This window comes from Streptomyces niveiscabiei, assembly GCF_033794345.1.
GTDB classification, from domain to species: domain Bacteria; phylum Actinomycetota; class Actinomycetes; order Streptomycetales; family Streptomycetaceae; genus Streptomyces; species Streptomyces niveiscabiei.
Map to the genome: position 1 here is coordinate 242,193 of NZ_JARAYJ010000006.1, position 22,791 is coordinate 264,983.

22 protein-coding genes are annotated in these 22,791 nt (G+C 72.8%); 10 read left to right on the forward strand and 12 right to left on the reverse strand.

Annotated features, from left to right (window positions below; translation table 11 throughout):
* Positions 1–87: 87 nt before the first annotated feature.
* Positions 88–1,761 (forward strand): cholesterol oxidase substrate-binding domain-containing protein, encoded by a 1,674-nt coding sequence (locus PV682_RS10940; RefSeq protein ID WP_319726685.1) that lies wholly within the window; start codon positions 88–90, stop codon positions 1,759–1,761.
* On the opposite strand, the gene PV682_RS10945 is transcribed toward PV682_RS10940, so the two are convergent.
* From PV682_RS10945 to PV682_RS10965, 5 genes are all read right to left on the reverse strand, one after another.
* Complete coding sequence (locus PV682_RS10945) at positions 1,727–2,371, reverse strand: TetR/AcrR family transcriptional regulator (RefSeq protein WP_407705644.1); 645 nt, start codon at positions 2,369–2,371, stop codon at positions 1,727–1,729. The two genes, PV682_RS10940 and PV682_RS10945, sit on opposite strands and share 35 nt — an antisense overlap.
* Positions 2,368–3,837 carry an MFS transporter gene (locus PV682_RS10950; protein WP_319726688.1) on the reverse strand — a complete coding sequence of 490 codons (1,470 nt, stop codon included), beginning with the start codon at positions 3,835–3,837 and terminating at the stop codon, positions 2,368–2,370. The genes PV682_RS10945 and PV682_RS10950 overlap by 4 nt, the downstream gene beginning before the upstream one ends.
* Before the next feature lie 75 nt (positions 3,838–3,912).
* A complete protein-coding gene (locus tag PV682_RS10955; RefSeq protein ID WP_407705645.1) occupies positions 3,913–5,097 on the reverse strand; it encodes an FAD-dependent monooxygenase in 1,185 nt (394 codons plus the stop codon).
* Between the two features lie 93 nt (positions 5,098–5,190).
* Positions 5,191–5,898 (reverse strand): ribonuclease H family protein, encoded by a 708-nt coding sequence (locus PV682_RS10960; RefSeq protein WP_319726692.1) that lies wholly within the window; start codon positions 5,896–5,898, stop codon positions 5,191–5,193.
* On the reverse strand, positions 5,895–6,692 hold the full coding sequence (locus tag PV682_RS10965; protein ID WP_319726695.1) for a VOC family protein: 798 nt from the start codon (positions 6,690–6,692) through the stop codon (positions 5,895–5,897). Before PV682_RS10965 ends, PV682_RS10960 begins: the two co-directional genes overlap by 4 nt.
* 310 nt (positions 6,693–7,002) lie before the next feature.
* On the opposite strand from PV682_RS10965, the gene PV682_RS10970 reads away from it, so the two are divergent.
* From PV682_RS10970 to PV682_RS10980, 3 genes are all read left to right on the forward strand, one after another.
* On the forward strand, positions 7,003–8,400 hold the full coding sequence (locus PV682_RS10970; RefSeq protein ID WP_319726696.1) for a family 2B encapsulin nanocompartment shell protein: 1,398 nt from the start codon (positions 7,003–7,005) through the stop codon (positions 8,398–8,400).
* Positions 8,397–9,431 (forward strand): family 2 encapsulin nanocompartment cargo protein terpene cyclase, encoded by a 1,035-nt coding sequence (locus tag PV682_RS10975; RefSeq protein ID WP_319726698.1) that lies wholly within the window; start codon positions 8,397–8,399, stop codon positions 9,429–9,431. The genes PV682_RS10970 and PV682_RS10975 overlap by 4 nt, the downstream gene beginning before the upstream one ends.
* 65 nt (positions 9,432–9,496) lie before the next feature.
* Positions 9,497–10,375 carry a geranyl diphosphate 2-C-methyltransferase gene (locus tag PV682_RS10980; protein WP_319726700.1) on the forward strand — a complete coding sequence of 293 codons (879 nt, stop codon included), beginning with the start codon at positions 9,497–9,499 and terminating at the stop codon, positions 10,373–10,375.
* Positions 10,376–10,442: 67 nt separating this feature from the next.
* Here the strand turns inward: PV682_RS10980 and PV682_RS10985 are convergent, their stop codons facing one another.
* Entirely contained in the window at positions 10,443–10,925 is a 483-nt protein-coding gene (locus tag PV682_RS10985; protein ID WP_319726702.1) for a VOC family protein, read from the reverse strand.
* Between the two features lie 127 nt (positions 10,926–11,052).
* On the opposite strand from PV682_RS10985, the gene PV682_RS10990 reads away from it, so the two are divergent.
* The 3 genes from PV682_RS10990 (at position 11,053) to PV682_RS11000 (ending at position 13,567) form a co-directional block, all read left to right on the forward strand.
* Positions 11,053–12,234 (forward strand): epoxide hydrolase family protein, encoded by a 1,182-nt coding sequence (locus PV682_RS10990; RefSeq protein ID WP_319726704.1) that lies wholly within the window; start codon positions 11,053–11,055, stop codon positions 12,232–12,234.
* A 113-nt stretch (positions 12,235–12,347) separates the two neighbouring features.
* Positions 12,348–12,974, forward strand: coding sequence for an ATP-dependent Clp protease proteolytic subunit (locus tag PV682_RS10995; protein ID WP_055720844.1), 627 nt, complete (start codon positions 12,348–12,350; stop codon positions 12,972–12,974).
* A 2-nt stretch (positions 12,975–12,976) separates the two neighbouring features.
* The gene (locus PV682_RS11000; protein WP_319726710.1) at positions 12,977–13,567 is read left to right on the forward strand and encodes a ClpP family protease; all 591 of its coding nucleotides are present in this window, start codon (positions 12,977–12,979) and stop codon (positions 13,565–13,567) included.
* 15 nt (positions 13,568–13,582) lie between these two features.
* On the opposite strand, the gene PV682_RS11005 is transcribed toward PV682_RS11000, so the two are convergent.
* Positions 13,583–13,942: a helix-turn-helix domain-containing protein gene (locus tag PV682_RS11005; protein ID WP_319726712.1), complete on the reverse strand. Its 360-nt coding sequence runs from the start codon at positions 13,940–13,942 to the stop codon at positions 13,583–13,585.
* 134 nt (positions 13,943–14,076) lie between these two features.
* On the opposite strand from PV682_RS11005, the gene PV682_RS11010 reads away from it, so the two are divergent.
* Positions 14,077–14,856, forward strand: coding sequence for a class I SAM-dependent methyltransferase (locus tag PV682_RS11010; RefSeq protein WP_319726714.1), 780 nt, complete (start codon positions 14,077–14,079; stop codon positions 14,854–14,856).
* A gap of 105 nt (positions 14,857–14,961) precedes the next feature.
* Complete coding sequence (locus PV682_RS11015; protein WP_319726717.1) at positions 14,962–15,834, forward strand: RNA polymerase sigma factor SigF; 873 nt, start codon at positions 14,962–14,964, stop codon at positions 15,832–15,834.
* 24 nt (positions 15,835–15,858) lie between these two features.
* Here the strand turns inward: PV682_RS11015 and PV682_RS11020 are convergent, their stop codons facing one another.
* Positions 15,859–16,257: an ATP-binding protein gene (locus PV682_RS11020; RefSeq protein ID WP_319726720.1), complete on the reverse strand. Its 399-nt coding sequence runs from the start codon at positions 16,255–16,257 to the stop codon at positions 15,859–15,861.
* Between the two features lie 140 nt (positions 16,258–16,397).
* Positions 16,398–17,612, reverse strand: a complete 1,215-nt coding sequence (locus PV682_RS11025) for a DUF6777 domain-containing protein (RefSeq protein WP_319726722.1) — start codon at positions 17,610–17,612, stop codon at positions 16,398–16,400.
* Positions 17,613–17,745: 133 nt separating this feature from the next.
* On the opposite strand from PV682_RS11025, the gene PV682_RS11030 reads away from it, so the two are divergent.
* The gene (locus tag PV682_RS11030) at positions 17,746–19,020 is read left to right on the forward strand and encodes a streptophobe family protein (protein ID WP_319726724.1); all 1,275 of its coding nucleotides are present in this window, start codon (positions 17,746–17,748) and stop codon (positions 19,018–19,020) included.
* Here PV682_RS11030 and PV682_RS11035 read toward each other — a convergent pair.
* The 3 genes from PV682_RS11035 to PV682_RS11045 form a co-directional block, all read right to left on the reverse strand.
* Positions 18,956–19,858: a serine/threonine-protein kinase gene (locus PV682_RS11035; RefSeq protein ID WP_319726726.1), complete on the reverse strand. Its 903-nt coding sequence runs from the start codon at positions 19,856–19,858 to the stop codon at positions 18,956–18,958. The two genes, PV682_RS11030 and PV682_RS11035, sit on opposite strands and share 65 nt — an antisense overlap.
* Entirely contained in the window at positions 19,848–20,393 is a 546-nt protein-coding gene (locus tag PV682_RS11040; RefSeq protein ID WP_319726976.1) for a hypothetical protein, read from the reverse strand. Before PV682_RS11040 ends, PV682_RS11035 begins: the two co-directional genes overlap by 11 nt.
* A gap of 75 nt (positions 20,394–20,468) precedes the next feature.
* The gene (locus PV682_RS11045) at positions 20,469–22,742 is read right to left on the reverse strand and encodes an ABC transporter ATP-binding protein/permease (protein ID WP_319726729.1); all 2,274 of its coding nucleotides are present in this window, start codon (positions 22,740–22,742) and stop codon (positions 20,469–20,471) included.
* Between the last annotated feature and the right edge of the window lie 49 nt (positions 22,743–22,791).

A 22,791-nucleotide genomic window follows, 5' to 3' on the forward strand; every position in this document is an offset into this window, starting at 1 on the left:
GTGCGCCGCGCGAAGATCCGTCACTCGTACGGGTGATCCGTTCGACCAGACGGCCGATATGCGGACGTATGCGCTTACCGTGATCTTGTGACCGAACACCTCGCGCATCTCCCCAGCCGCCGCGGTTTCCTCGGCGGTGCCGCCGCCGTCCTGGTGCTCCTGGCCGCCGACCCGGCAGCCGCCGCCTCGGAGCTGCCCGGCTTCCCGCCCGGGGTGGACGTGCGCCGCACCGCCTACCGCAACTGGGACGGCACGATCGTCGCCGCCGGCCTGTGGGCCTGCGTCCCCGAGTCCCCCGCGCAGGCGGTCGCCGCCGTCAACTGGGCGCACGCGCAGGGCTGGACGGTCCGCGCGCGGGGCGCCTCGCACGGCTGGGCGCCGCTGACGCTCGCCGAGGACACCCCGGCGGACGCGAAGATCCTGCTCCTCGACACCTCCCGCTTCACCGGCCTCGCCCTCGACTCCCCCGCCTCCGTCCGCGCGGGGACCGGCGTCCGCATGGAGACGCTGCTGGGGTTCCTGGAGGACCACGGCCTCGGTGTGACGGCCGCGCCGGCTCCCGGGGATCTGACGCTCGGCGGGGTCCTCGCGATCGACGGGCACGGGACGGCCGTACCGGCGACCGGTGAGACGCGGCTGAAGGGGCGGACGTACGGGTCGCTCAGCAACCGGGTGCTGTCGCTGACGGCGGTCGTGTGGGACGGGACGGCGTACGCGCTGCGGACCGTCGGCCGTGACGAGGCGGACTGCGCCGCGCTGCTGACGCATCTGGGGCGGGCGCTCGTCGTCGAGGTCGTGCTGCGGGTGGAGGCGAACAGCAACCTGCGGTGCGTGAGCCGGACGGACATCCCGGCGAAGGAGCTGTTCGGGGAGGGCGGGCGGACGTTCGCGGACTTCGTGGACTCCGCCGGGCGCGTGGAGGCGATCTGGTTCGCGTTCACCGAGTTCCCGTGGCTCAAGACGTGGAGCGTGGAGCCGGTCAGGCCGCTGCTGTCGCGGCGCGTGGACGCCCCGTACAACTACCCCTTCTCCGACACCCTCCCGACCCTCGTCGCCGACCTCGCCGGGCGGCTGGTCGCGGACGCGGCCTGGTACCTGGCGCCGGTGCTGGGCAACGCGCAGCTCGACGCGGCGGTCCTGGGGCTCACGGCGACGGCGTCGGCGGACCTGTGGGGGCCGTCGAAGAACACGCTGCTGTACGTCCGGCCGACGACCCTGCGGGTGCACGCGAACGGGTACGCGATCGTCACCGCACGGGATCAGGTGCAGCGCGTGGTGCGGGAGTTCGCGGACTTCTACCGGGGGCAGCTCGACGCGTACGCCGCGCGGGGGAAGTTCCCGGTCAACGGGGCCGTCGAGATCCGCGTGACCGGCCTCGACGACCCCGCCGACGCCGAGCACGCGGGCGCGCGGGCGCCGTCGCTCTCCGCGCTGGCTCCGGTCCCCGGCCGGCCCGACTGGGACACGGCCGTCTGGCTGGACATCCTGACGCTGCCGGGGACGCCGCACGCCGAGGAGTTCTACCGGGAGCAGGAGCGGTTCCTGCTGTCCTCGTTCGACGGGACGAACGCCCTGGCGCGGGTCGAGTGGTCCAAGGGCTGGGGGTACACGGACAGCGAGGCGTGGGCCGACCCCGAGGTGCTGGGGACGGCGATCCCCGCGTCGTACGGCGCCGGGTGGGGCGAGGCCGCCGGGACGCTCCAGCGGCTCGATCCGCACGGGGTGTTCAGGGCGCCCCTGCACCAGCGGCTGTTCCCGTGAGGTGCGCCTGGACGGTCGGGCCGTAGCGGGCGACGATCTCCTCGACCGGGGTGGCCCGGACGGCGGCGCCGCGTGCGATGCCGTTCATCACGCCGAGGCCCAGGAGGGTCGCCAGGGCGAGTTCCGCGCGCAGGGCCGCGTCCGGGCCGGGGAGGCGGGCGGCGAGGCGGTCGGTGACCTGGGCGCGGAAGTTGGCGCGCAGGACGTCGCCGTCCTCGCCCTGGTAGGAGGCGAAGACGATCCTGAGGACCGGGTCGGCACCGCGCTCGCGCTGGCTCGTGACGACATGGCGGACCAGGTGCGGGCCGAGGTCCGCCAGGGGCGCGTCGAGCAGGGCCTCCACATCGGCCTCGAAGGACATCACGCGCGCGAAGAGGGCGTCCTTGTTGCCGAAGTACTTGAGGACCAGGGGCGCGCTGACGCCCGCGCGTTCGGCGACGGCCTTGAGCGTGATGTCGGTGTGCGAGCGGCGGGCCATGAGGTGGCGGGCGGCGCGGAGGATGGCGGCGCGGGTGGCTTCGGCGTCGCGGCGGGGGGCGGTGGGCGGCCCGGTGGGGCCGCCGGGGCCGTCCACCGTCTCCGGTGCGGGTGTGGTCGTCACGCCCCTCATGCTCCCTCCCGGACCTCGTCCAACGCCGGCCGGGTCCCGCGTGGCCCGGGGTCGGACTTCTCGTCCCCCGGGATCGTCAGCGCCACCGCACTCGCCCCCAGCGCCACCGCGCCCGCGATCCCGAACGCCAGCAGATACCCGTGCAGCGTCGGCACGGGCACCCCGCCGACCGGCCCCGTGTGCCGGACCAGCACGGCCGCGACCGCCGCGCTCGACACCGCCTGCCCGATGGTCCGCATCAGGACGTTCACCCCGTTCGCGGACGCCGTCTGGTTCGCCGGGACCGCCCGCAGGATCAGGGAGGGCAGCGCCGAGTACGCGAGCGTCGTACCGACCGACACGACCGCGGCGCCGGTCATGATCATCCACAGGGAGTGGCTGTCGGCGATGCGTACGGCGTACCCGCAGGCGATGACCGCCGCGCCGAGGGCGAGCGTGAGCCGGGGTCCGCGGGCCGCCGAGACGCGGGCGGAGAGGGGTGAGATCAGCAGCATGATGATGCCGCCGGGCAGCAGGACGAGGCCGGTCTCGACGATGGTGAGGCCGAGCCCGTACCCGGTGGCCTCCGGCGCCTGGACGAGCTGGGCGGTCACCAGGGAGTTGGCGTAGAACGCGAACCCGGTGAGCAGCGCGGCGACATGGGAGAGGCCCACGCTGGGGCGGGTCACGAGCCGCAGGTCCACCAGGGGCCGCTCGCCCCGCAGTTGCTGCCACCACCACAGCGCGAGGATCACCGCGGCGGCGGCGAACAGACCGACGACGCGTCCGCTCCCCCACCCCCACTGACCGCCCTGCGACACGCCGAGCAGCAGGCACACGAGCCCCGCCGCGAGCCCGAGCGCGCCGGTCACGTCGAACCGCCCCGGCTCGCGCACCGGCGACTGCGGCACCGCCCACCGGATCAGGACGACGCCGAGCGCGCCGAGGGCCGCGGTGACCCAGAACATGACGTGCCAGTCGGCGTACTGGATGACGACGGCGGCGGCCGGCAGGCCCAGCGCGGCGCCGATGCCGACGGTGGAACTCATCAGGGCGACGGCCGATCCCCGCTTCTCCACCGGGAGTTCGTCGCGCAGGACGCTGATCGAGAGCGGGACGACCGCGGAGGCGGCGCCCTGGAGAGCGCGCGCCGCGATGAGGACGCCGATCTGCGAGGTGAGCGCGCAGATCACCGAGCCGATCGTGAGGAGCGCGAACGACAGGAGCAGGACGCGCCGCTTGCCGTACATGTCGCCGGCGCGGCCGAGGACGGGGGTGAGGACGGCGCCGGAGAGGAGGGAGGCGGTGACCATCCAGGAGACGGCGGCCGGGGAGGAGTGCGTCAGCCGGGGCAGGTCGGGCAGGAGGGGGATCACGACCGTCTGCATGACCGCCATGAGGATGCCGCCGAAGGCCAGGACCGGGATGGTGAACCGGTTGCGCGGACCGTCCGGCCTGGTGACGGGTATCGGGACGGGCGAGGCCATGGGGGCTCCAGCGGCGAAAAAATATGGTGAATGGCGATTCACCGTAGGGGTGAATCGCCATTCACCGCAAGCGGTTCACTTTCGGGACGTCAGCACCCGCGCGTGCACGCTCCGCGCCACCACCGGCCCCAGCCACCGCTTGAACCGGCGCAGCGCCTCCAGCGACCCCGCCGCCCGGTCCAGCCGGTAGTACAGCTGCGGCGGCACATACGGCAGCAGCGGTGAGTGCCGCTGCCCCAGCAGCGCGAACATCTGCTCCGGCGGCAGATCGATGTACCGCGCGAGGTTCTCGTACCACTGGGCGCTGTACCGGGCGGCGCTCTGCGTCGACAGGAGCGCCGCCTTGCGCTCCCCCTCGTACGCGGCGAGCGCGGAGGGCAGGTCGTCCGCGGAGCCGAGGGCGTCGGCGAGCGCCATCGCGTCCTCCAGCGCGAGGGTCGTCCCCGCGCCGATGGAGTAGTGCGTGGTGTGCGCGGCGTCGCCGAGCAGGACGACGTTGCCGTGATGCCAGGTCCGGTTGGTGAGCGTGCGGAAAGCGGGCCAGGGGCCGGGCTCGCGGCCGATCAGCCCGTGCCCGTCGAGGATGTGCGCGAACAGCTTCTCCAGCACGGGAAGGCAGTCGTCGCCGTCGAGGCCGAGGCCGGCGACCGTCTCGGGGGCGCACTCGATGACGCAGGTGCTGTGGCCGTCGTCGTAGGGATAGCCGTAGCACCACACCCAGCCGTGTTCGGTCTCGACGAACGCGAAGGTGAAGGTGGGGAAGACCCGGGTGGTGCCGAGCCAGACGTAGGCGTTGCGGCCGTCGACGAGTTCGGCGCCGAAGTCGGAGGCGTGCCGGGTGCGCAGAGCGCTGTGGACGCCGTCTGCCGCGACGACGAGATCGGCGTCGGGCGGGGCGTCGACCTCGGACTCGAACTCCAGGCGGACCCCGAGTTCGCGGGCGCGGGCGGCGAGGATCTCCAGCATGCGGTGCCGCCCGATGCCGTGCCCCTCGTCGCCGGGCTGGCGGGTCGCGGTGCCGCGGATGTGGGCGACGCCCTCGGTCCAGCGGACGGACGCGGCGTCGATCTCGCGGGCGGACTCGGGGTCGTACCGGTGGAGTTTTTCGAGGAGTTCACGCCAGTACGTGACGCCCCAGCCGTAGGTCGAGCCCTCCGCGTTGCGTTCGTGGACGGTGATGTCGTACGACGGGTTCCGTCGCTTGAGCAGGATCGAGAGATACAGGCCGGCGGGCCCGCCACCGACGCAGGCGACCTTCACGCACACCTCTGAAATTGACCGAACGTGGGCAAGTGACGACGCAGGGTAGCAGCCGGTGGGCGTCGTTCAGCGCACGTGCGACACGGGGTGCGGTCAGCCGGTAGCCTCCGCGCGGCACTCCGGGTGCCCCCACCCCTGGGCGTTCTTCGCGATGTCCTCGCCCGCGGCGTAGGAGCGTCCGCACAGGCAGCGGCCGGGGAACTTGGCCTTGATGGTGCGGGAGGAGGAACCCGCCGGCTTGCGCGCGGCCGGCTTCCCGCCGCGCCGCGCCCCGCCGCCACCGGACGACGGCGTCATCGAGGACGGCGGCGGCTCCGGCGAGCCGAACTCGCTGCCCGCGGCCTCCTGCACGACCGCCGCCTGGCTCGCGGCGCGGTCCGCGAAGTCGTTCAGCGGGTCCCCGTCGACCTGGTGCGCGGCGACGTACCGGAACTCGACGGTGCGCCCCCCGAGCAGCTCGTCGATGCGGACGACGAGCTCCTGGTTGGCGACGGGCTTGCCGCCTGACGTCTTCCAGCCGTTGCGCTTCCAGCCGGGCAGCCAGGTGGTGACCGCCTTCATCGCGTACTGCGAGTCCATCCGCACCTCAAGCGGCACGGCGGGGTCGGTGGCGGTCAGCAGCCGTTCCAGCGCGGTGAGTTCGGCGACGTTGTTGGTGGCCCTGCCGAGCGGCCCCGCCTCCCAGCGGGCCGGGGTCGCGGCGTCGTCGGAGACCACCCACGCCCAGGCCGCAGGTCCAGGATTGCCCTTCGAAGCACCGTCGCACGCGGCCACCAGTCGTTCACGCATGGACTCGATCATGCCACGTCGGTGAGCGCCGGCCGCTCCCCCTCCGTCGTCGTCACGTCGATCACGGAGAAGCTCGCGCCCTGGGGGTCGCTGAGTGCCGCGAACCGCCCGAAAGCCATGGTCATCGGCCCGAACCGGAGGATGCCGCCGGCGTCGACGGCGCGTTTCACGGCGGCGTCGCAGTCGTCGACGGTGAAGTAGACGTTGACGTACGACGGGATCTGCGGCGGGAACTCCTCGCCCATCCTCATGCGGCCCATGACCATGTCGTCGCCGAGCTGGTAGATACGGAAGTCGACGGCGTCGTCGGCCACCTCCTTGACCCGGTAGCCGAAGACGGCCGGGAAGAACGCGTCCGCCTTCTCGGGCTCGCGCGTGAAGACCTCGGCCCAGCAGTAGGCGCCGGGCACGGCGACCGCCTCGAACCCCTCGTGGGTCCCGGCCTGCCAGACCCCGAAGACGGCGCCGCCCGGGTCGCGCGCCAGGCACATGCTGCCGAAGTCGCCCACCCGCATGGGCTCCATCAGCACCTCCCCGCCGTGCTCGCGGATCTTCGCGGCGGTCGCGGCGACGTCCGCCGAGGCGAGGTACAGGCACCACTGGGAGGCGCCCTCCTGCCCGGGCATGGGCGGTACGACGGCGGCGACCGCCTTGCCGTCCACGTACGCCTGCGTGTAGTTGCCGAACTCCGACGCCGCCTCGCCGAAGGTCCAGCCGAGGACGTCGCCGTAGAAGAGCTTCGCGGCCTCGTTGTCCCAGAACATCGCGTCCGCCCAGCAGGGCGTTCCCTCGGGCTGTACGGCCATGACCGCGCCCCTTCCGATCGGCCGGCAGGTCTGCTCCCCACGCTAGCCACGCGCCCGCCGGACCGCGCGGCGAACGCTGTCGACAAGACCTCTAACACAGAACCGGACGTTCCACATATTCCCCTTGAGGGTGACGCGGGTGCGCGGGGGATCACGCTTTCTGCCTCCGCTGATCCGCCCGTGCGACCGCCATGCGAAGGCGCCACCCCCGAACGCCGGTGCGCGGTCCTGACACGACCGGGTTGGCTGCTGGTACGCATCCGGCCGGCGACGGCGGGAGCCTGCTCTGTCCAGATCGACGGGAGTGAATGTGTCCACACCGGACGGTGTCACCACCGCCCCGCTCACCAGCCTCGGCACCCGCGCCGCGCGCCAGCTCGCCACGGTCACCAAGTCCGAACCGCAGATGCGGGGCATCAGCTCGCGCTGGCTGATCCGCTCACTGCCCTGGATCGACGTGCGGGGCGGCACCTACCGCGTCAACCGGCGGCTCCAGCTGACGGTGGGGCGGGGCAGGGTCCGGTTCGAGCACAACGGCGCGGACGACGTCCGGATCATCCCCGAGACCCTCACCGAACTCCCCCCGCTGCGCGGCTACGGCGACGTCGAGGTGCTGCGGGAGCTGGCAGGCCGGTTCACCGCGCGCGAGGTGCGCGCGGGCGAGGTGCTGTGCGAGGCGGGGCAGCCGGTCGCCGAGGCGTACGTGGTGGCGCACGGCCGGTTCACCCGGTTCACGGCGGGGGCGTACGGCGAGGAGGAGGTCGTCGGCGTCGTCTCCGGGGGCGACCAGCTGGGCGACTTCGCGACGCCGGACCCGCTGTGGAGCACGTCGGTGCGCGCGGACACGGCCGGCGTGGTGCTGACGGTTCCGTGGGACGCCGTACGGGAGCTGACCGCGCGGGTGCCGTCGCTGGCGGCGCACTTCGAGGCGTACGCGGCGAGAGGGCGGCTGCCGGTGAACCGCACGGGCGAGGCGGAGATCCCGCTCCAGGCGGGGCACACCGGGGAGCCGACGATCGGCGCCGGGTTCGTGGACTACGAACTGGCGCCCCGCGAGTACGAGTTGTCGCTGACGCAGACGATCCTGAAGGTCCACACCCGGGTCGCCGACCTCTACAACGAGCCCATGGACCAGACCCAGCAGCAGCTGCGGCTGACAGTGGAGGAGATCCGGGAGCGCCAGGAGTGGGAGCTGGTCAACAACCGGGAGTTCGGGCTCCTGCACAACACGGACTACGACCAGCGCATCCCCACCTCCAGCGGGCCGCCCACGCCGGACGACCTGGACGAACTGCTGTCGATGAGACGCAAGACGACGCTGTTCCTGGCGCATCCCAAGGCGATCGCAGCGTTCTTCCGGCAGCTGAACCGGCGCGGTCTGATGCCGGCCCCGGCCGAGGTGAACGGGCATCACGTGCCCGCGTGGCGGGGGGTGCCGATCTTCCCGTGCGGGAAGATCCCGGTCGGCGCGGACCTGACGACCAGCATCATCGCGCTGCGCACCGGCGAGGCCGACCAGGGCGTCGTCGGCCTCTACCAGACCGGCATCCCGGAGGAGTACCAGCCGGGCCTGAACGTGCGGTTCATGGGCATCGACGAGCAGGCGATCATCCGCTACCTCGTCACCGCGTACTACTCGATGGCGGTGCTCACGCCGGACGCGGTCGGGATCCTGGAGAACGTACAGATCGGACGGACGTCGGAATGACCTACGCGATCCCGGGGCCCCCCGCCCCCTTCCGGCCCCTGAACGCGAAACGGACCGGTGTCGTGCCCGGTCTCACGTACCGCCAGGTCGAGCCCGCCGACCCGGTGAAGGCGGCGGAGGTGGACCGCCGGCTGGAGGAGTGGGCGAACGAGCTGGAGTTGTTCCCGCCGGAGTGGCACGGCGACTTCTCCGGCTTCCAGTTCGGGCGGGCCGTCGTCCTCCAGCACCCGAACGCCCTCGACATGGAGCGGCTGGTGGCGGCCGGGAAGCTGCTGCTCGCCGAGAACATCGTCGACGACTGCTACTGCGAGGAGGCCGAGGGCCGGGGCGGCTCGGCGGCCGGGCTCGGCGGGCGGCTCGTCATCGCGCAGTCGGCCCTGGACCCCTTCCACGGACCGGCGGACCTCACCGAGGAGTGGCATACGGGGATGCAGGCGGACAGCCCGCTGCGCTCCTACTTCTGGGCCATGAAGGACTACGCGGCGCTCTCCACGCCGAGCCAGGCGGACCGGTTCGTGCACGACATGGCACGCCTGCACCTCGGCTACCTCGGCGAGGCCGCGTGGGCGCAGACCGGGTACATGCCGAAGGTCTGGGAGTACCTGGTGATGCGCCAGTTCAACAACTTCCGGCCCTGCCTGTCGATCGTGGACGCGGTCGACGGGTACGAGCTGCCGGAGCAGATCTACGCGCGGCCCGAGATCCAGCGGATCACCGCGCTCGCGTCGAACGCGACGACCCTCGTCAACGACCTGTACTCCTTCACCAAGGAGCTGGCCACCGACCCCGAGCACCTCAACCTCCCGCAGGTCATCGCCGCGAACGACAAGCGGGGCCTGAAGGCCGCCTATCTCAAGGCGGTCGAGATCCACAACAGGATCATGGAGGAGTTCGAGGCGGAGTCGGCCCTGCTGGGTGCCCTGTCGCCGCTCGCGGAGCGCTATGCGCGCAGCCTGGACGACTGGGTGGCGGGCAACCACGAGTGGCACGCCACCAACACCCACCGCTACCACCTGCCCGACTACTGGTGAGACCCGGTCGGCTCGGGCCGGCCGGCGCAGCACGATCTGTTCACCGCACGACATAGGAGCAACCGTTGACCACTGCCCACGACGCCGGACCCCGTCTCGCCTCGGTGCCCGCCCAGTCCGTCTACCAGAGCCGGATCGCGGACTACTGGAACGCCGAGGAGAACCCGGTCAACCTCGACCTGGGCCGGATCGACGACCTGTACCACCACCACTACGGCATCGGCGACGCCGACTGGAGCGTCCTCGACGACCCCGATCCCGTCCAGCGCCGCGAACGCCTCACCGCCGAGCTGCACCGCCTGGAACACGCGCAGGCCGAGCTGCTGGCCTCCAAGCTGGGGCCGCTGACGGCCGAGGACCGGGTCTTCGACGCGGGCTGCGGGCGCGGCGGCGGCAGCGTCACCGCGCACTTGAGGTACGGCTGCGGCGCGGACGGCGTCACGCTCTCCGCGAAGCAGGCCGAGTTCGCCAACGCGCAGGCCCGCAAGCGCGGCATCGACGACAAGGTCGTCTACCACACCCGCAACATGCTGGACACCGGCTTCGAGACGGGCGCGTACGCGGCGTCCTGGAACAACGAGTCGACGATGTACGTCGAGCTGGAGCTGCTGTTCGCCGAGCACGCGCGGCTGCTGCGCCGGGGCGGCCGGTACGTCACGATCACCGGCTGCTACAACGACACGTACGGGCAGGCGTCGCGCGAGGTGTCGCTGATCAACGCGCACTACATCTGCGACATCCACCCCCGCTCGGAGTACTTCCGGGCGATGGCGAAGAACCGGCTCGTGCCGGTCCATGTCGAGGACCTGACGGAGGCGGCGCTCCCCTACTGGGAGCTGCGCGCGCAGGCCGACCACCTGGTCACCGGAATCGAGGAAACGTTCCTGACGGCGTACCGCAACGGCAGCTTCCAGTACCTGATGATCGTCGCCGACCGCGTCTGACGTACCGCGCGGGGCCCCGGCCGGGCCGTACGGTCCGGGCCGGGGCTTCGCCGTGCCGTGCGCCGGGTCACTCCCCGTCGGCCGCCTTCTCCAGGGCGGCGATGTCGAGCTTGCCCATCTTCATCATGGCCGCCATGGCGCGGGCGGCGCGGCCCTCGTCGGAGCCCTGGAAGATCTCCATGAAGCGGGTGGGGACGACCTGCCAGGACACCCCGAACCTGTCCTTCAGCCACCCGCAGGGGCCGGGCTCGCCGCCGCCCTCGGTCAGCTTGTTCCAGTAGTGGTCGACCTCCTCCTGGTCCTCGCACAGGATCTGGAAGGAGATCGACTCGTTGAACGTGAACTGGGGTCCGCCGTTGAGGGCCACGAACCTCTGCCCGTTCGCGGTGAACTCCGCGGTCAGCACGCTGCCGGCGGGCTGCGGGGCGCCCTCGGGGTAGCGGGAGACCTTGCCGATGCTGGAGTTCTTGAAGACCGAGACGTAGTAGTGCGCCGCTTCCTCCGCCTGGTCGTCGAACCAGAGGCAGGTGGTGAATCCGTCGGTGGTCATGGGTGCTCCCCAAAGTCGTGGACGACACGGTCATGGGTTTCGACCGGACCGCCGCCGCGAACTCATCGCTCCCCGGCGAAAAATATTCGCCGGATTCCCCCGGGCACCCCGAACTAGCATCCCGGTCATGACCATCCACCCGTTCCGCATCGCTGTCCCGCAGGCCGATCTGGACGACCTCCACGCCCGCCTCGACCGCGTCCGCTGGCCCGACCAGATCCCGGGCTCGGCCTGGTCGTACGGCGTTCCGGTGGACTACCTGCGGGAGCTGGTCCACCACTGGCGGCACGTGTACGACTGGCGGGCGGCCGAGGCGCGGCTCAACGAGTGGCCGCAGTTCACGACCGTGATCGACGGGACGCGCGTCCACTTCGCGCACGTCCGCTCCCCCGAGCCCGGCGCGACCCCGCTGATCCTCACGCACGGCTGGCCCGGCTCGTTCGTGGAGTTCCTGGACGTCGTCGGCCCGCTCACCGACCCGGTGGCGTACGGCGGTGACGCGGCCGACGCCTTCCATGTCGTCGTCCCGAGCATCCCGGGGTTCGGGTTCTCCGGGCCGACCACCGAGAGCGGCTGGGAGGCGGGGCGGATCGCGGACGCGTGGGCCGAGCTGATGACGCGCCTCGGGTACGAGCGGTTCGGGGCGCAGGGCGGTGACTGGGGGGCGGCGATCTCCCGGGAGCTGGGGCGCGCGCACCCCGAGCGGCTCGTCGGCGTCCACCTGAACCTGCTGCCGGGAGCGCAGGCGGCGACGGAACCGACGAAGGAGGAGCTGGCCGCGCTGAGCCCGGCCGAGCGGGAGCGGACGCTCACCTCCTGGCGGGGGTGGTCGGCGTGGCTGGCCGACGCGTCCGCGTACGCCGCGCTCCAGGCGACCCGCCCGCAGACCCTGTCGTACGCGCTCACGGACTCGCCGGTCGGCCAGCTCGCGTGGATCGTCGAGAAGTTCCGGGAGTGGACGGACGCGCGGGAGCCGCCCGAGGAGGCGGTCTCGCGGGACCACATGCTGACGAACGTGATGGTCTACTGGCTGACCGGCACGGCGAACTCCGCGTCCCGCGTGTACTACGAGCGGGCCCACACCACGACGGGCCGTGTCGCCCGGCCCACCGCGTTCTCGACCGTGCCCACCGGGCTCGCGGTCTTCCCGGGGGACCCGCAGATCCCGCTGCGGCACCGGGCCGCGCGCACGGACACGGTCGTGCGGTGGACGGAGTTCGACCGGGGCGGGCACTTCGCGGCGATGGAGGAGCCGGATCTGCTGGTCGGGGATGTGCGGGCGTTCTTCCGAGAGCTGCGGGAGGGCTGACTCTGCTCTCGGCAGAGCCGCTCTGCCCAGGGCAGAGAAACGGCTGAGCAGGCCTGTTCCCGGTCAAGAGTGGAGTCACCGGAACCGGAACCCACCTCAGCGAGGGAGAGGCCATGACTCCACCCATCAGGCTCGCCGACGGCGACACCCAGCCCACCCGTTTCGACGACCACCTCGCCAATCAGCTCCTCGCGCAGCGCATGGTGTTCCTCGGAACACAGGTCGACGAGGTGTCCGCGCAGCGCGTGTGCACGCAGCTCCTCGTCCTCGCCGCCGAGGACCCGCGCACGGACATCGTGCTGTGCATCAACAGCCCCGGCGGCGAGGTCCATTCGGGTCTCGCGATCCACGACACGATGCAGCTCGTCCCGAACGACGTGGCGACGCTCGCCATGGGGTTCGCGGCCAGCATGGGCCAGTTCCTGCTGACCGTGGGGGCGCCCGGGAAGCGGTACGCGCTGCCGCACGCCCGCGTGATGATGCACCAGCCGTCCGCCGGGATCGGCGGCACGACCGCCGACATCGAGATCCAGGCGGAGAACCTGGAGTACACCAAGCGCACGATCGAACGCCTCACGGCCGAGCGCACCGGCCAGCCCCAGGAGACGGTCTCCCGCGACGGCGACCGCGACCGCTGGTTCACGGCCGAGGAGGCCAGGGAGTACGGCATGGTCGACCGGATCGTCAGCTCGCTGGCGGACCTGCGCCCGGCGGCCCCGGCACGACGGATGGGACTGTGACCATGGGCAGCTACACGATTCCGTACGTCGTCGAGCGCACCCCGCAGGGCGAGCGGTCGTACGACATCTACAGCCGGCTGCTGTCGGAGCGGATCATCTTCCTCAGCACGGAGATCGACGACGGTGTCGCCAACGTGGTGATCGCGCAGCTCCTGCACCTGGAGTCGGCGTCCCCGGAGAACGAGATCGCGCTGTACATCAACTCGCCCGGGGGTTCGTTCACGTCGCTGATGGCGATCTACGACACGATGTCGTACGTCAAGGCCCCCGTCTCCACGTTCTGCGTCGGCCAGGCCGCGTCGACGGCGGCCGTGCTGCTGGCCGGCGGGGATCCGGGGCGCCGGTTCGTGCTGGAGCACGCGCGGGTCCTGCTGGGCCAGCCCGCGAGCGGGGGGCAGCGCGGGATGGTGTCGGACCTCGCGCTCCAGGCGAAGGAGATGGTCCGCATCCGCTCCCAGGTCGAGGAGGTCCTCGCCCGGCACACCGGCCACGACACGGCGACGCTGCACGCCGACATGGACCGCGACAAGGTGTTCACGGCCCAGGAGGCGGTGGCGTACGGGCTGGCGGACGAGGTCCTCAGCCGCCGATGAGCCCGTTCTGAAGAATCACGCGGCCAGGCAGAGGCCGTTGTAGGACGCGGACGGCACGGTCGCCGCGCGGCGGTGCACGGGGGTGCGGCGCGCGGTGACCCTGACCAGCTCGTCCTGGGTCAGGGAGAGCAGGTCGCCGAGGGACAGGCCCAGCGCGTGCGCGGCGGCGGCGAGGACCTCGGAGGAGGCTTCCTTGCGGCCCCGCTCGACCTCGGAGAGGTACGGCATGGAGATCCGGGCCGCGTCGGCGACGTCCTTGAGGGTGCGCTCCTGCGCCTGGCGCTCGCGCCGCAGGACGTCTCCGACCAGGTCCCGCCAGAGGGGCTCGCGGGCCGGGGCCAGGGGGATCACTCGGGCCTCGTCGTGGTTGCTCACCTTCCCAGCCTAGGAGGAGGGCGGTCGCGGGGCCCGGCGTTCCGCCGACGGCGGAAAACCGGAGGCGGGAGCGCGGGGCGCGGCGGCAGACTGCGGGGTCCTTCCCACAGGCCCGAACCCCGAAAGGCAGATCCATGCTGCGCGAGACCTTCGACACCGTGGCGGAGCGCTACGACCGGGTGCGTCCCCGTTACCCCTCGGCGCTGGTCGACACGATCGTCACGCGGGCCGGTCTCGGCCCAAACCGGCGGGTCCTCGAAATCGGGCCGGGGACGGGCCAGTTGACGGTTCCGCTCGCCGCGACCGGCTGCCGGCTGACCGCCGTGGAACTCGGCGCCTCCCTCGCCGCCGTGGCCCGCCGCAACCTCGCGGACCGGCCGCGGGCCGAGGTGGTGGTCGCCGACTTCGACACCTGGGAGCCGCCCGCAGCGTCCTTCGATCTGGTGACGTGCGCGACCGCGTTCCACTGGCTCGACCCGGCGACGCGGGTCGCCCGGACGGCGGCGGCGCTGAAACCGGGCGGACTGCTCGCCGTGGTGGTGACCGACCATGTCGCGGGCGGCACCACCGAGTTCTTCCACGACTCGCAGCCCCACTACGAGCGCTGGGACCCCTCGACCCCGCCGGGCCTCCTCCTCAAGGACGCCGCCGAAGTCGGCGCGGACATCACGGAGTTCGAGCGCGAACCGGGCTACGAGGAGGTGACCGTACGCCGGTTCACCCAGGACGTGACGTACACCGCCGACGGCTATCTGGAGGTGCTGCTGACCTACTCCGGGCACCTCGCGCTCGACGAACCGTCACGCGACGGGCTGTTCGCGGCGCTGCGCGAGCTGATCGACACGCGGTACGGGGGCACGGTCACCAAACGCTATCTCCACGAACTCGTCACCGCTCGGCGCACGTTGGGGTGAGCGGGGGCGCATGTGCCGCGCGGCTGCGGGTAGGCGCCCCGAGAGTGCCTCGTGGCTTTCGCCCGCCCCGGGGACCGGCACCACGTGAAGCGCGAGGGAGAGGGCATGCGTACCGCCGTGATCGGCTCGCAAGCAGAACCGGCCGTCCAGCAGGCGTCCGGCACGACCGCGACCGCCGGGCTCCCGGGGATCGAGGACCCCCGCGGCGTGGCACCGCGCGACGCGCGTGAACTGTCCCGGCAGTTCCTGCGCCGACTGAACGAGCTGGAGGAGGGCACCCACGCCTACCAGTACGCCCGCAACACGCTGATCGAGATGAACATGTCGCTGGTCCGGTTCGCGGCCGGCCGCTTCCGGGGACGCGGCGACGACATGGAGGACATCGTCCAGACCGGGATGATCGGGCTGATCAAGGCGATCGACCGGTTCGAGCCCGAACGCGAGGTGGAGTTCACGTCGTTCGCGCTGCCGTACATCGTCGGCGAGATCAAGCGGTTCTTCCGGGACACCACCTGGGCGGTCCATGTGCCGCGCAGGCTCCAGGAGTTGCGCGTCGAGCTGGCCAAGGCGCGCGACGAGCTGGCCGGGCGCCTGGACCGGGAGCCGACGGTGGCGGAGCTGGCGACGCTGATGAACATCGGCGAGGACGAGGTGGTCGAGGCGCAGATCGCCGCCAACGGCTACACGTCGTCCTCGCTGGACGCGGCGCTCACCGGGGACGGCTCCGAGCACGGGGAGGCGGTCCTGGCCGACTTCATCGGTGTCGAGGAGCACGCGCTGCGGCTCGTGGAGGACTTCCACACGCTGGCGCCGCTCATGGCCGAACTGAGCGAGCGCGACCGGCGGATCCTGCATCTGCGGTTCGTGCGGGAGGCGACGCAGGCGGAGATCGGCGCCGAGCTGGGGTGCTCGCAGATGCACGTCTCCCGGCTGATCAAGCGGATCATCACGCGGCTGCGGGAGGGCATGCTGGCCTAGCGTCCAGCCGCCGGCCGCCAGCCTCTAGCCGAACGGGATGACGGCCCGGACGCGTTTCCCGACGGGGACGCGTTCGGCGCTGACCTCCCTGGCCAGGGCGTGGACGATCTCCAGGCCGTGGCGGCCGACGCGCTCGGGGTCGCGGGGGAAGCGCAGCGGGAGCGCGTCGCTGCTGTCGTACACGCAGACCGCGACGGACTCCTCGGTGCCCTCCAGCTCCAGGATGTAGGGGCCGTTGCTGTGCCGGTCGGCGTTGGTGACCAGCTCGCTGACCACGAGCATCACCTCGTTCACCGCGCCCTCGTCGATGGCTGCGCACCACTCGGTTCTCAGCTGGTCCACGAAGCGCGCCGCGAAGGCGCGGGCCTCGCCGATGCAGCCGGGGTCCCCCGTGTAGTGCGCCGCCCGCCGAAGCGGTTCCACCGGTACGTCGAAACCAGTAGGTATCACTGCCCCGTCCAGATGCTCGGTCGTTCTCGTCCTCACGCGTCTCCCTGTCAGGCCCAACGGGGCAAACGCCGCTGCATCTGTGCTCGTACCCCGTGCCGGGCCGGGCAGTCCCCTCATACGCCAGGGGAAGGCGGGGGCTCCCCGGGACCGGGGGACGGCATGCCGGACGAGGGTCCGGTGGGGCTGGGGGTGGCGGTGAGCGCGGTGGGCCCGGCCGGGGACGCGGACAGGGGCGACAAGGAGGTGGAGGGGCTCGCCGCGCTGGGCGAGGGGGACGAGGGGGAGGCCGAGGGGCTCGCGGGGCTGGGGGACTCCGAGGACGGGGAGGGCGAGGGGGAACTCGGGCTCGGGCTGGGGCTCTCGCTGGGACTGGGGCTGGGTGTCACCGACGGGGAGGGCGAGGGGGTCGGTGTGGGCGTGGGTGTGGGGGTCGGGGTCGCGGGCGGTGTCGTCGGCCGGTCCCCGTGCCCCGAGTCGCCCCGGGGGCGCGCGATCCACCCGTGGTCGTGGTGGTCGTACAGCACGAAGATGTTGATGACCGTCACCGAGGGCGCCACCACGACGACGTTCGAGGACCGGTACGCCGGCCAGGAGTCGCCGGTGGGGCGGGGCGCGCCGGACTGGGCCTGGGCCCGGGTGAGGGGGTTGCCGCAGGCGCAGCGCACACGCGGGACGCCGTAGCCGTCGACGAGGACTGCGGTACCGGTCTGGAGGACGGACTGGTAGCTGGTCGCGGCGCCGTCGCGGAAGCCGTGGTTGGTGACGCGGGTGTCGGACCTGAGCTGGACGGGGGTGAGGGAGCGGAGGTACGAGGGGACCTGGGCGGGCCGGACCCCGGCGACCGTGGCGAACGCCTGGTTCTTGGCCGGGGCGGCGCTGAGGGCGCGGATCTGCTTCTCGACGTCGCAGGCGGCGACGTCGCGGCTGCCGCCGTAGAGCCCTGCCGAGCCGCCGTCGACGCTGCGGAGCGTGCCCCCGGGGGCCTGTGAGGGGGCCGGTGAGGGGGCCGGGGTGGCGGGCGGGGCGGAGCTGTGCGCGGCCGTGGACTCGGTGAACGGGTCGGGGCCGGGTTTCGCGGCGGCCTGGAGGAAGACCTCGCCGCCGCCCGCGCCGCCCTTGTCGCCGGAGTCCCCGCCGGAGCGGGTGAGGAGGAGCGCGACGGCCGTGACGGCCACGGCGGCGGTGGTGGCGAGGGCGATGCGGGGCGCGGATCTCCACCAGGGGTGGCGCGGCTCGTCCGGCGGTCCCGATGCGGGCTGGGAGGGGCCGGAGAGGGGGCCCGAGGGCGGTCCGGTGGGGTTGCCGGAGGACGGCGGTTCGACGCTCACGCACCCTCCCGAAGTGGGGTCGCTTTGTCATGGAACGTCCCTATTGTGTGCTCCGAACGGGTGTCCCCCGCAAGCGGACACCGACGGCGCACCCGGCAGGCGGGCCCCGGCGGGGCTGCTTAGCGTGGGCAGCGTGATCACTTCCGACCCCGCCCGCTCCCTCCCCTCCCGGCACGGCTGGCCCCAGGCGCTCGCCGCCGTGCTCGCCGGAGTCCTCGCGATGGGGCTCGTGGCCGCGCTGGGCCTGCTGACGGCCGGGGCGACGGACCTGCCCGGCGGCGCGTTCCCGAGCGTCGTCGCGGCGTCCGTGGTGACGGCGGTCGGCGGCACGGTGAAGCTGTCCGGCGCGGCGGGCGACCTCGCGGGCAGCCGGGCCGGGATGACCGTGCTCCCGCTGTCGGTGACGCTGGCCGGGGCGCTGGTGATCGGCGCCGGTTTCCTGCGCCCGCTGCGGCACCGGGCGGTCGCGGGGGCGGCGGAGCTGGCGGGCTGGGCGGCGCGGCTCGCGGCCGTCTGGCTGCTGGCCCTGCTGGGCATCGCCCTCGCCGCCCGGCACACGTTCCGCGTCTCGCTCGGCCAGGGCACGCTGGGCGACCTCGGCGACCTGTTCGACGTCACCCCGGAGGTCGGCTTCACCACCGACCTGCCGCTCACGCTCTCGGTGGGCCTGGTGTGGCTGGCGGGCGTGCTCCTGCTCGCGCTGCTGGTCTCGCGCGGCGCACCGCTGCCCGGCAGGCTCCTGCGCGCGCGGGAGACGGTACGGCCGGTGTCGTACGCGGTGCTGGTGCTGCTCCTCGCGTGGGTCGCCCTCGGGGTGCTCGCCGCGCTCGGGGTGCTCGTCGCCCGGGGGCACCGCCCCGAGACGGTCGCCGTCGTGCTGCTCGGCATGCCGAACCTGATGTGGCTGACGCTGACGCTCGGGCTGGGCGCGACCTGGGAGGGGCGTGTGCAGGGGCCGTTCGGGCTGCCGATGCCGAAGGTGCTGGACGAGGTGCTGCGCACGCCGGACCTCTCGGACCTGAACCTGCGCACGCTGGCCGCGCAGGACGGGCGCGTGTGGTGGCTGGTCGCGGTGGAGGCGCTCCTGCTGCTGGCGGCGGCCAGGGTGATGGTCCGGCGCTCACCGGAGGGGACGCCCGCCTGGCGGCACGGGCTGCACCTGGCCGTCGGGCTGACGCTCGCCGTCCTCGCGGTCTCCCTCCTGTGCCGCACCGAGGCCCACTACGGCCTGTCCCTCCTCGGCATCGGCGACCTCGGCGGCGGTCTGGGCGGCACGCTGCTGCTGCGCCCCCGGTGGTGGCCGGCGCTCGCGCTCGCGGCGCTGTGGGGGTTTGTCGCGGGGTTCATCGCGGGGTGTCTGCCGCGAACATCACGGCGGCCCACTCGGGCGGACGCGGCACGCCCCTGACCTCGCCGCCCCGCAGGTCCCCGGCGAAGGCGAGGCAGCCGGCGTACCGGTCCTCCGGGTCCTTGGCCAGCGCCTTCGCGAACACCGCGTCGAGGCGGGCGGGCAGGTCGGGGCGCAGGGACGTCGGCGGGGGCGGTTCGTCGTACTGGTGGGCCCACAGCAGGGCCATGTCGTCGTCGCGCCGGAACGGGGGCCGGCCGGTGAGGCACTCGTGGACGACGCAGGCGAGCCCGTACACGTCGCACCGCCCGTCCACCGGTTTCCCGGCGATCTGCTCGGGCGCCACGTAGTCGAGCGTCCCGACGAACTGCCCGACCGTCGTGAACCCCGTCAGCGACAGCGACTTCTTCGTCAGCCCGAAGTCGGTGAGGTAGGCGTGCTCGGGGTGCTCGTCGTCCGGTCCTGGCGCGATCAGGACGTTCCCGGGCTTCACGTCCCGGTGCACGAGCCCGTGCGCGTGGGCCGCGTCCAGCGCGGAGGCGATCTGTACGGCGATCCTGGCGGTCGTCGCGAGCGGCAGCGGGCCCTCGCGGTCGAGGAGCCGGCGCAGGTCGCTGCCCTCGACGTACCGCATCGCGATGTAGAGCACGCCGTCCGACTCGCCCGCCGCGAAGACCGGCACGATGTGCGGGTGGTCGAGCCCTGCCGCGACCCTGGACTCGTGGGCGAAGCGCCGGCGGAAGGTGTCGTTGCGGGCGAGTTCGGGGGCGAGGAGCTTGAGGGCGACCGTGCGGTCGAGGGCGAGGTCGCGGGCGCGGTAGACGACGGCCATGCCGCCGCGCCCGATCTGCCGCTCGATCCGGAAGCCGGCGACGAGGCGGCCGGTGTCATCGGTCATCGGGGGTCACCACTCGGGTGGGGGCATGCGAGGGCGGGGCCTGATCCGAGGGGGCGGGCGGCATGCCGGGAGGCGGCGGTGTGCCGGAAGGCGGCGTCCGGTTCGGCGGCCCGTCGGCCGTGTACGTACTCGCCCGCGTCCCCTCCGCGTACACCCACCTCCCCCGCTCCTGGTCGTACAGCCACACCGACTCGCCGTCCACGACGACCCCGACCCGCAGCCCCTTCGTCCGCCGCCGGAACGCCTCCCCGTCGAGACCGGCCGCCAACTCCCCCAGCGCCGCCCGGTATTCGGCCAGGGCGCGTTCCGCGCGGGCCAGCAGGGGTCGGGGGTCGTCGGCGGGGGCCGGGGCGCCGGGCGGTACGGGCGGGTCCTGGGGTACGGCGACCAGGTGGCGGCCGTCCACCCAGGCGCTCCAGCCGTTGGCGCACAGGACGTGTCCCCAGTCGCCGCGCAGTTCGAGGAGCTGGACGGGGAGGAGGGGGTCGAGCGGGACCGTGGGGCGCGCGGGGTCGGGGGTCTGCCAGGCGGGCATGCCGTGGGGCGGGACGACATGGGTGGGCCGGAAGGCGCCGGAGGCGTTCACCGTGGGGACGTCCACCGTCACCGCCTACTTCCGCATGATCGCCGGTTCGTGCCGGCGCAGGAGGCGGGAGACCCCGTACAGGAACACCACCGCGAGGACGGCCAGCATCGCGATGTCCAGGAGCCAGACGCCCGTGGTGTGCTCGTAGAGCGGGTCGGCGGGGACGACGCGGCCGAGGTCGAGGGTCGAGGCCATCGCGGCGAGCGCCCAGCGGGAGGGGACCAGCCAGGCGAGCTGTTCGAGGACGGGTACGCCGTCCAGCTCCAGCAGCGCGCCACAGAACACGACCTGGACGATCGCGAGGAGCACCAGCAGCGGCATGGTCACCTCCTCCTTGCGGACCAGCGCGGAGACGAGCAGGCCGAGGGTCATCGCGGTGAAGGAGAGCAGGGCCACGGCGAGGGTGATCTCGACGAGGGGATGCGTGAGGACGCCTCGGCCGCCGGGCGCGCCGAGGTCGACGCCGAGCAGCCCGACGAGGGTGAGGACGACGGCCTGGAGGACGGTCACCGTGCCGAGGACGACCACCTTGGACATCAGGTAGGCGCCCCGGGAGAGGCCGACGGCCCGCTCGCGGCGGTAGATGCCGCGTTCCTTGACGAGTTCGCGTACCGCGTTGGCCGCGCCGGTCAGGACGCCTCCGACGCACAGGATCAGCAGCGCGTTCATCGCCGTCTTCTCGGTGAGCCGCCCGCCCGCGAGGGCGCGGGCCATGCCGCCCATGACGAAGGGGAGGGCGATCATCACGGCGAGGAAGGTGCGGTCGGAGGAGAGGGCGGCGGTGTAGCGCCGGACCAGGGTGGCGAGTTGGGCCCTCCGGCCGCGCGGTCGGGGCGGCGGCGGGACGGCGATCCGGTCCTGGCGGGGCAGCCGGGGCTGGGCGGTGGCGTCGCGGACGTACCGGCGGTGCAGGGGTGAGAGGCGGTACTCCCCCGCCCAGTCCCGGTCCTGTTCGAGGGACTCGAAGACCTCCGGCCACTGTGCGGCGCCGAAGTAGGCGAGGGCGTCCTCGGGCGGGCCGTAGTAGGCGGTCCGGCCGCCGGGGGCGAGGACCAGGAGGCGGTCGCAGACGTCGAGGCTGAGGACGGAGTGGGTGACGACGATGACGGTGCGGCCGTCGTCGGCGAGGCCGCGCAGCATGTGCATCACCGAGCGGTCCATGCCGGGGTCGAGGCCCGAGGTCGGCTCGTCGAGGAAGAGCAGCGAGGGTTTCGTGAGGAGTTCCAGGGCGACGCTGACCCGCTTGCGCTGGCCGCCGGAGAGGCTGTGCACGGGCTGGTCGGCGCGCTGGCCGAGGCCGAGTTCGTGGATGACCTCGGTGACGCGGGCGCGGCGCTCCTCCCGGGCGGTGTCCTGCGGGAAGCGCAGTTCGGCGGCGTAGGTGAGGGCGGCGCGTACCGTCAGCTGGGCGTGCAGGATGTCGTCCTGGGGGACGAGGCCGATGCGCTGGCGCAGTTCGGCGTAGTCGCGGTACAGGTCGCGGCCGTCGTAGCCGACCGTGCCGTGGTCGGCGGGGCGCTGGCCGGTGAGGGCGCCCAGCAGCGTCGACTTGCCCGCGCCGCTCGGCCCGACCACCGCGAGCAGGCACTTCTCGCCGACGGGGAAGGAGACGTGGTCGAGCAGGACGCGGCCGTCGCCGAGGGTGACGGTCAGGTCCTGGACGTCGAGGGAGACCTCGCCGGTGTCGGCGTACTCCTGGAGCCTGCCGTCCGCGAGCCGGAACGCGAAGTGGCCGATCCCCACGACGTCGTCGGGGCCGACCCGGGCGCGGGTGACCGGAGCGCCGTTCAGATAGGTGCCGTTGTGGCTGCCGAGGTCGGCGATCTCGTGCGTCCCGTCGGGCAGCGCGCGCAGTTCGGCGTGGTGCCGGGAGACCACGAGGTCGTCGAGGACGAGGTCGTTGTCGGCGGCGCGCCCGATGCGGACGGTCGTGGCCGGGAGGCGGTGTACGGCGGTGGGGCTGCGGAAGGCGCCGGTGCGGGCGGCCTTGAGGCGGGCGTGGGGGCCGTCGTCGGGGCTGCCGAAGCACAGGACGCTGCCGGGGCCGACGTCCTCGGCGTGGACGCGGTGGCCGTCGGTGTACGTGCCGTTGGTGCTGTGCTCGTCCTCGATCCGCCAGTGGTCGCCCTCGGGGCGCAGGACCGCGTGGTGCCAGGAGACGCGGGAGTCGTCGAGGACGATGTCGCTGAGGGGGTCGCGGCCGACGCGGTACGCGTGGGCCGGGGTCATCACGGTGGAGCCCGTCTCGGTCTCCAGGACCAGGTCGGGCGCGGTCGGGAGGACCGACGGCTCCACCATGACCGAATTCTACCGATTAGCCCATCCGGGTGCCCGACGGAACCGGTGC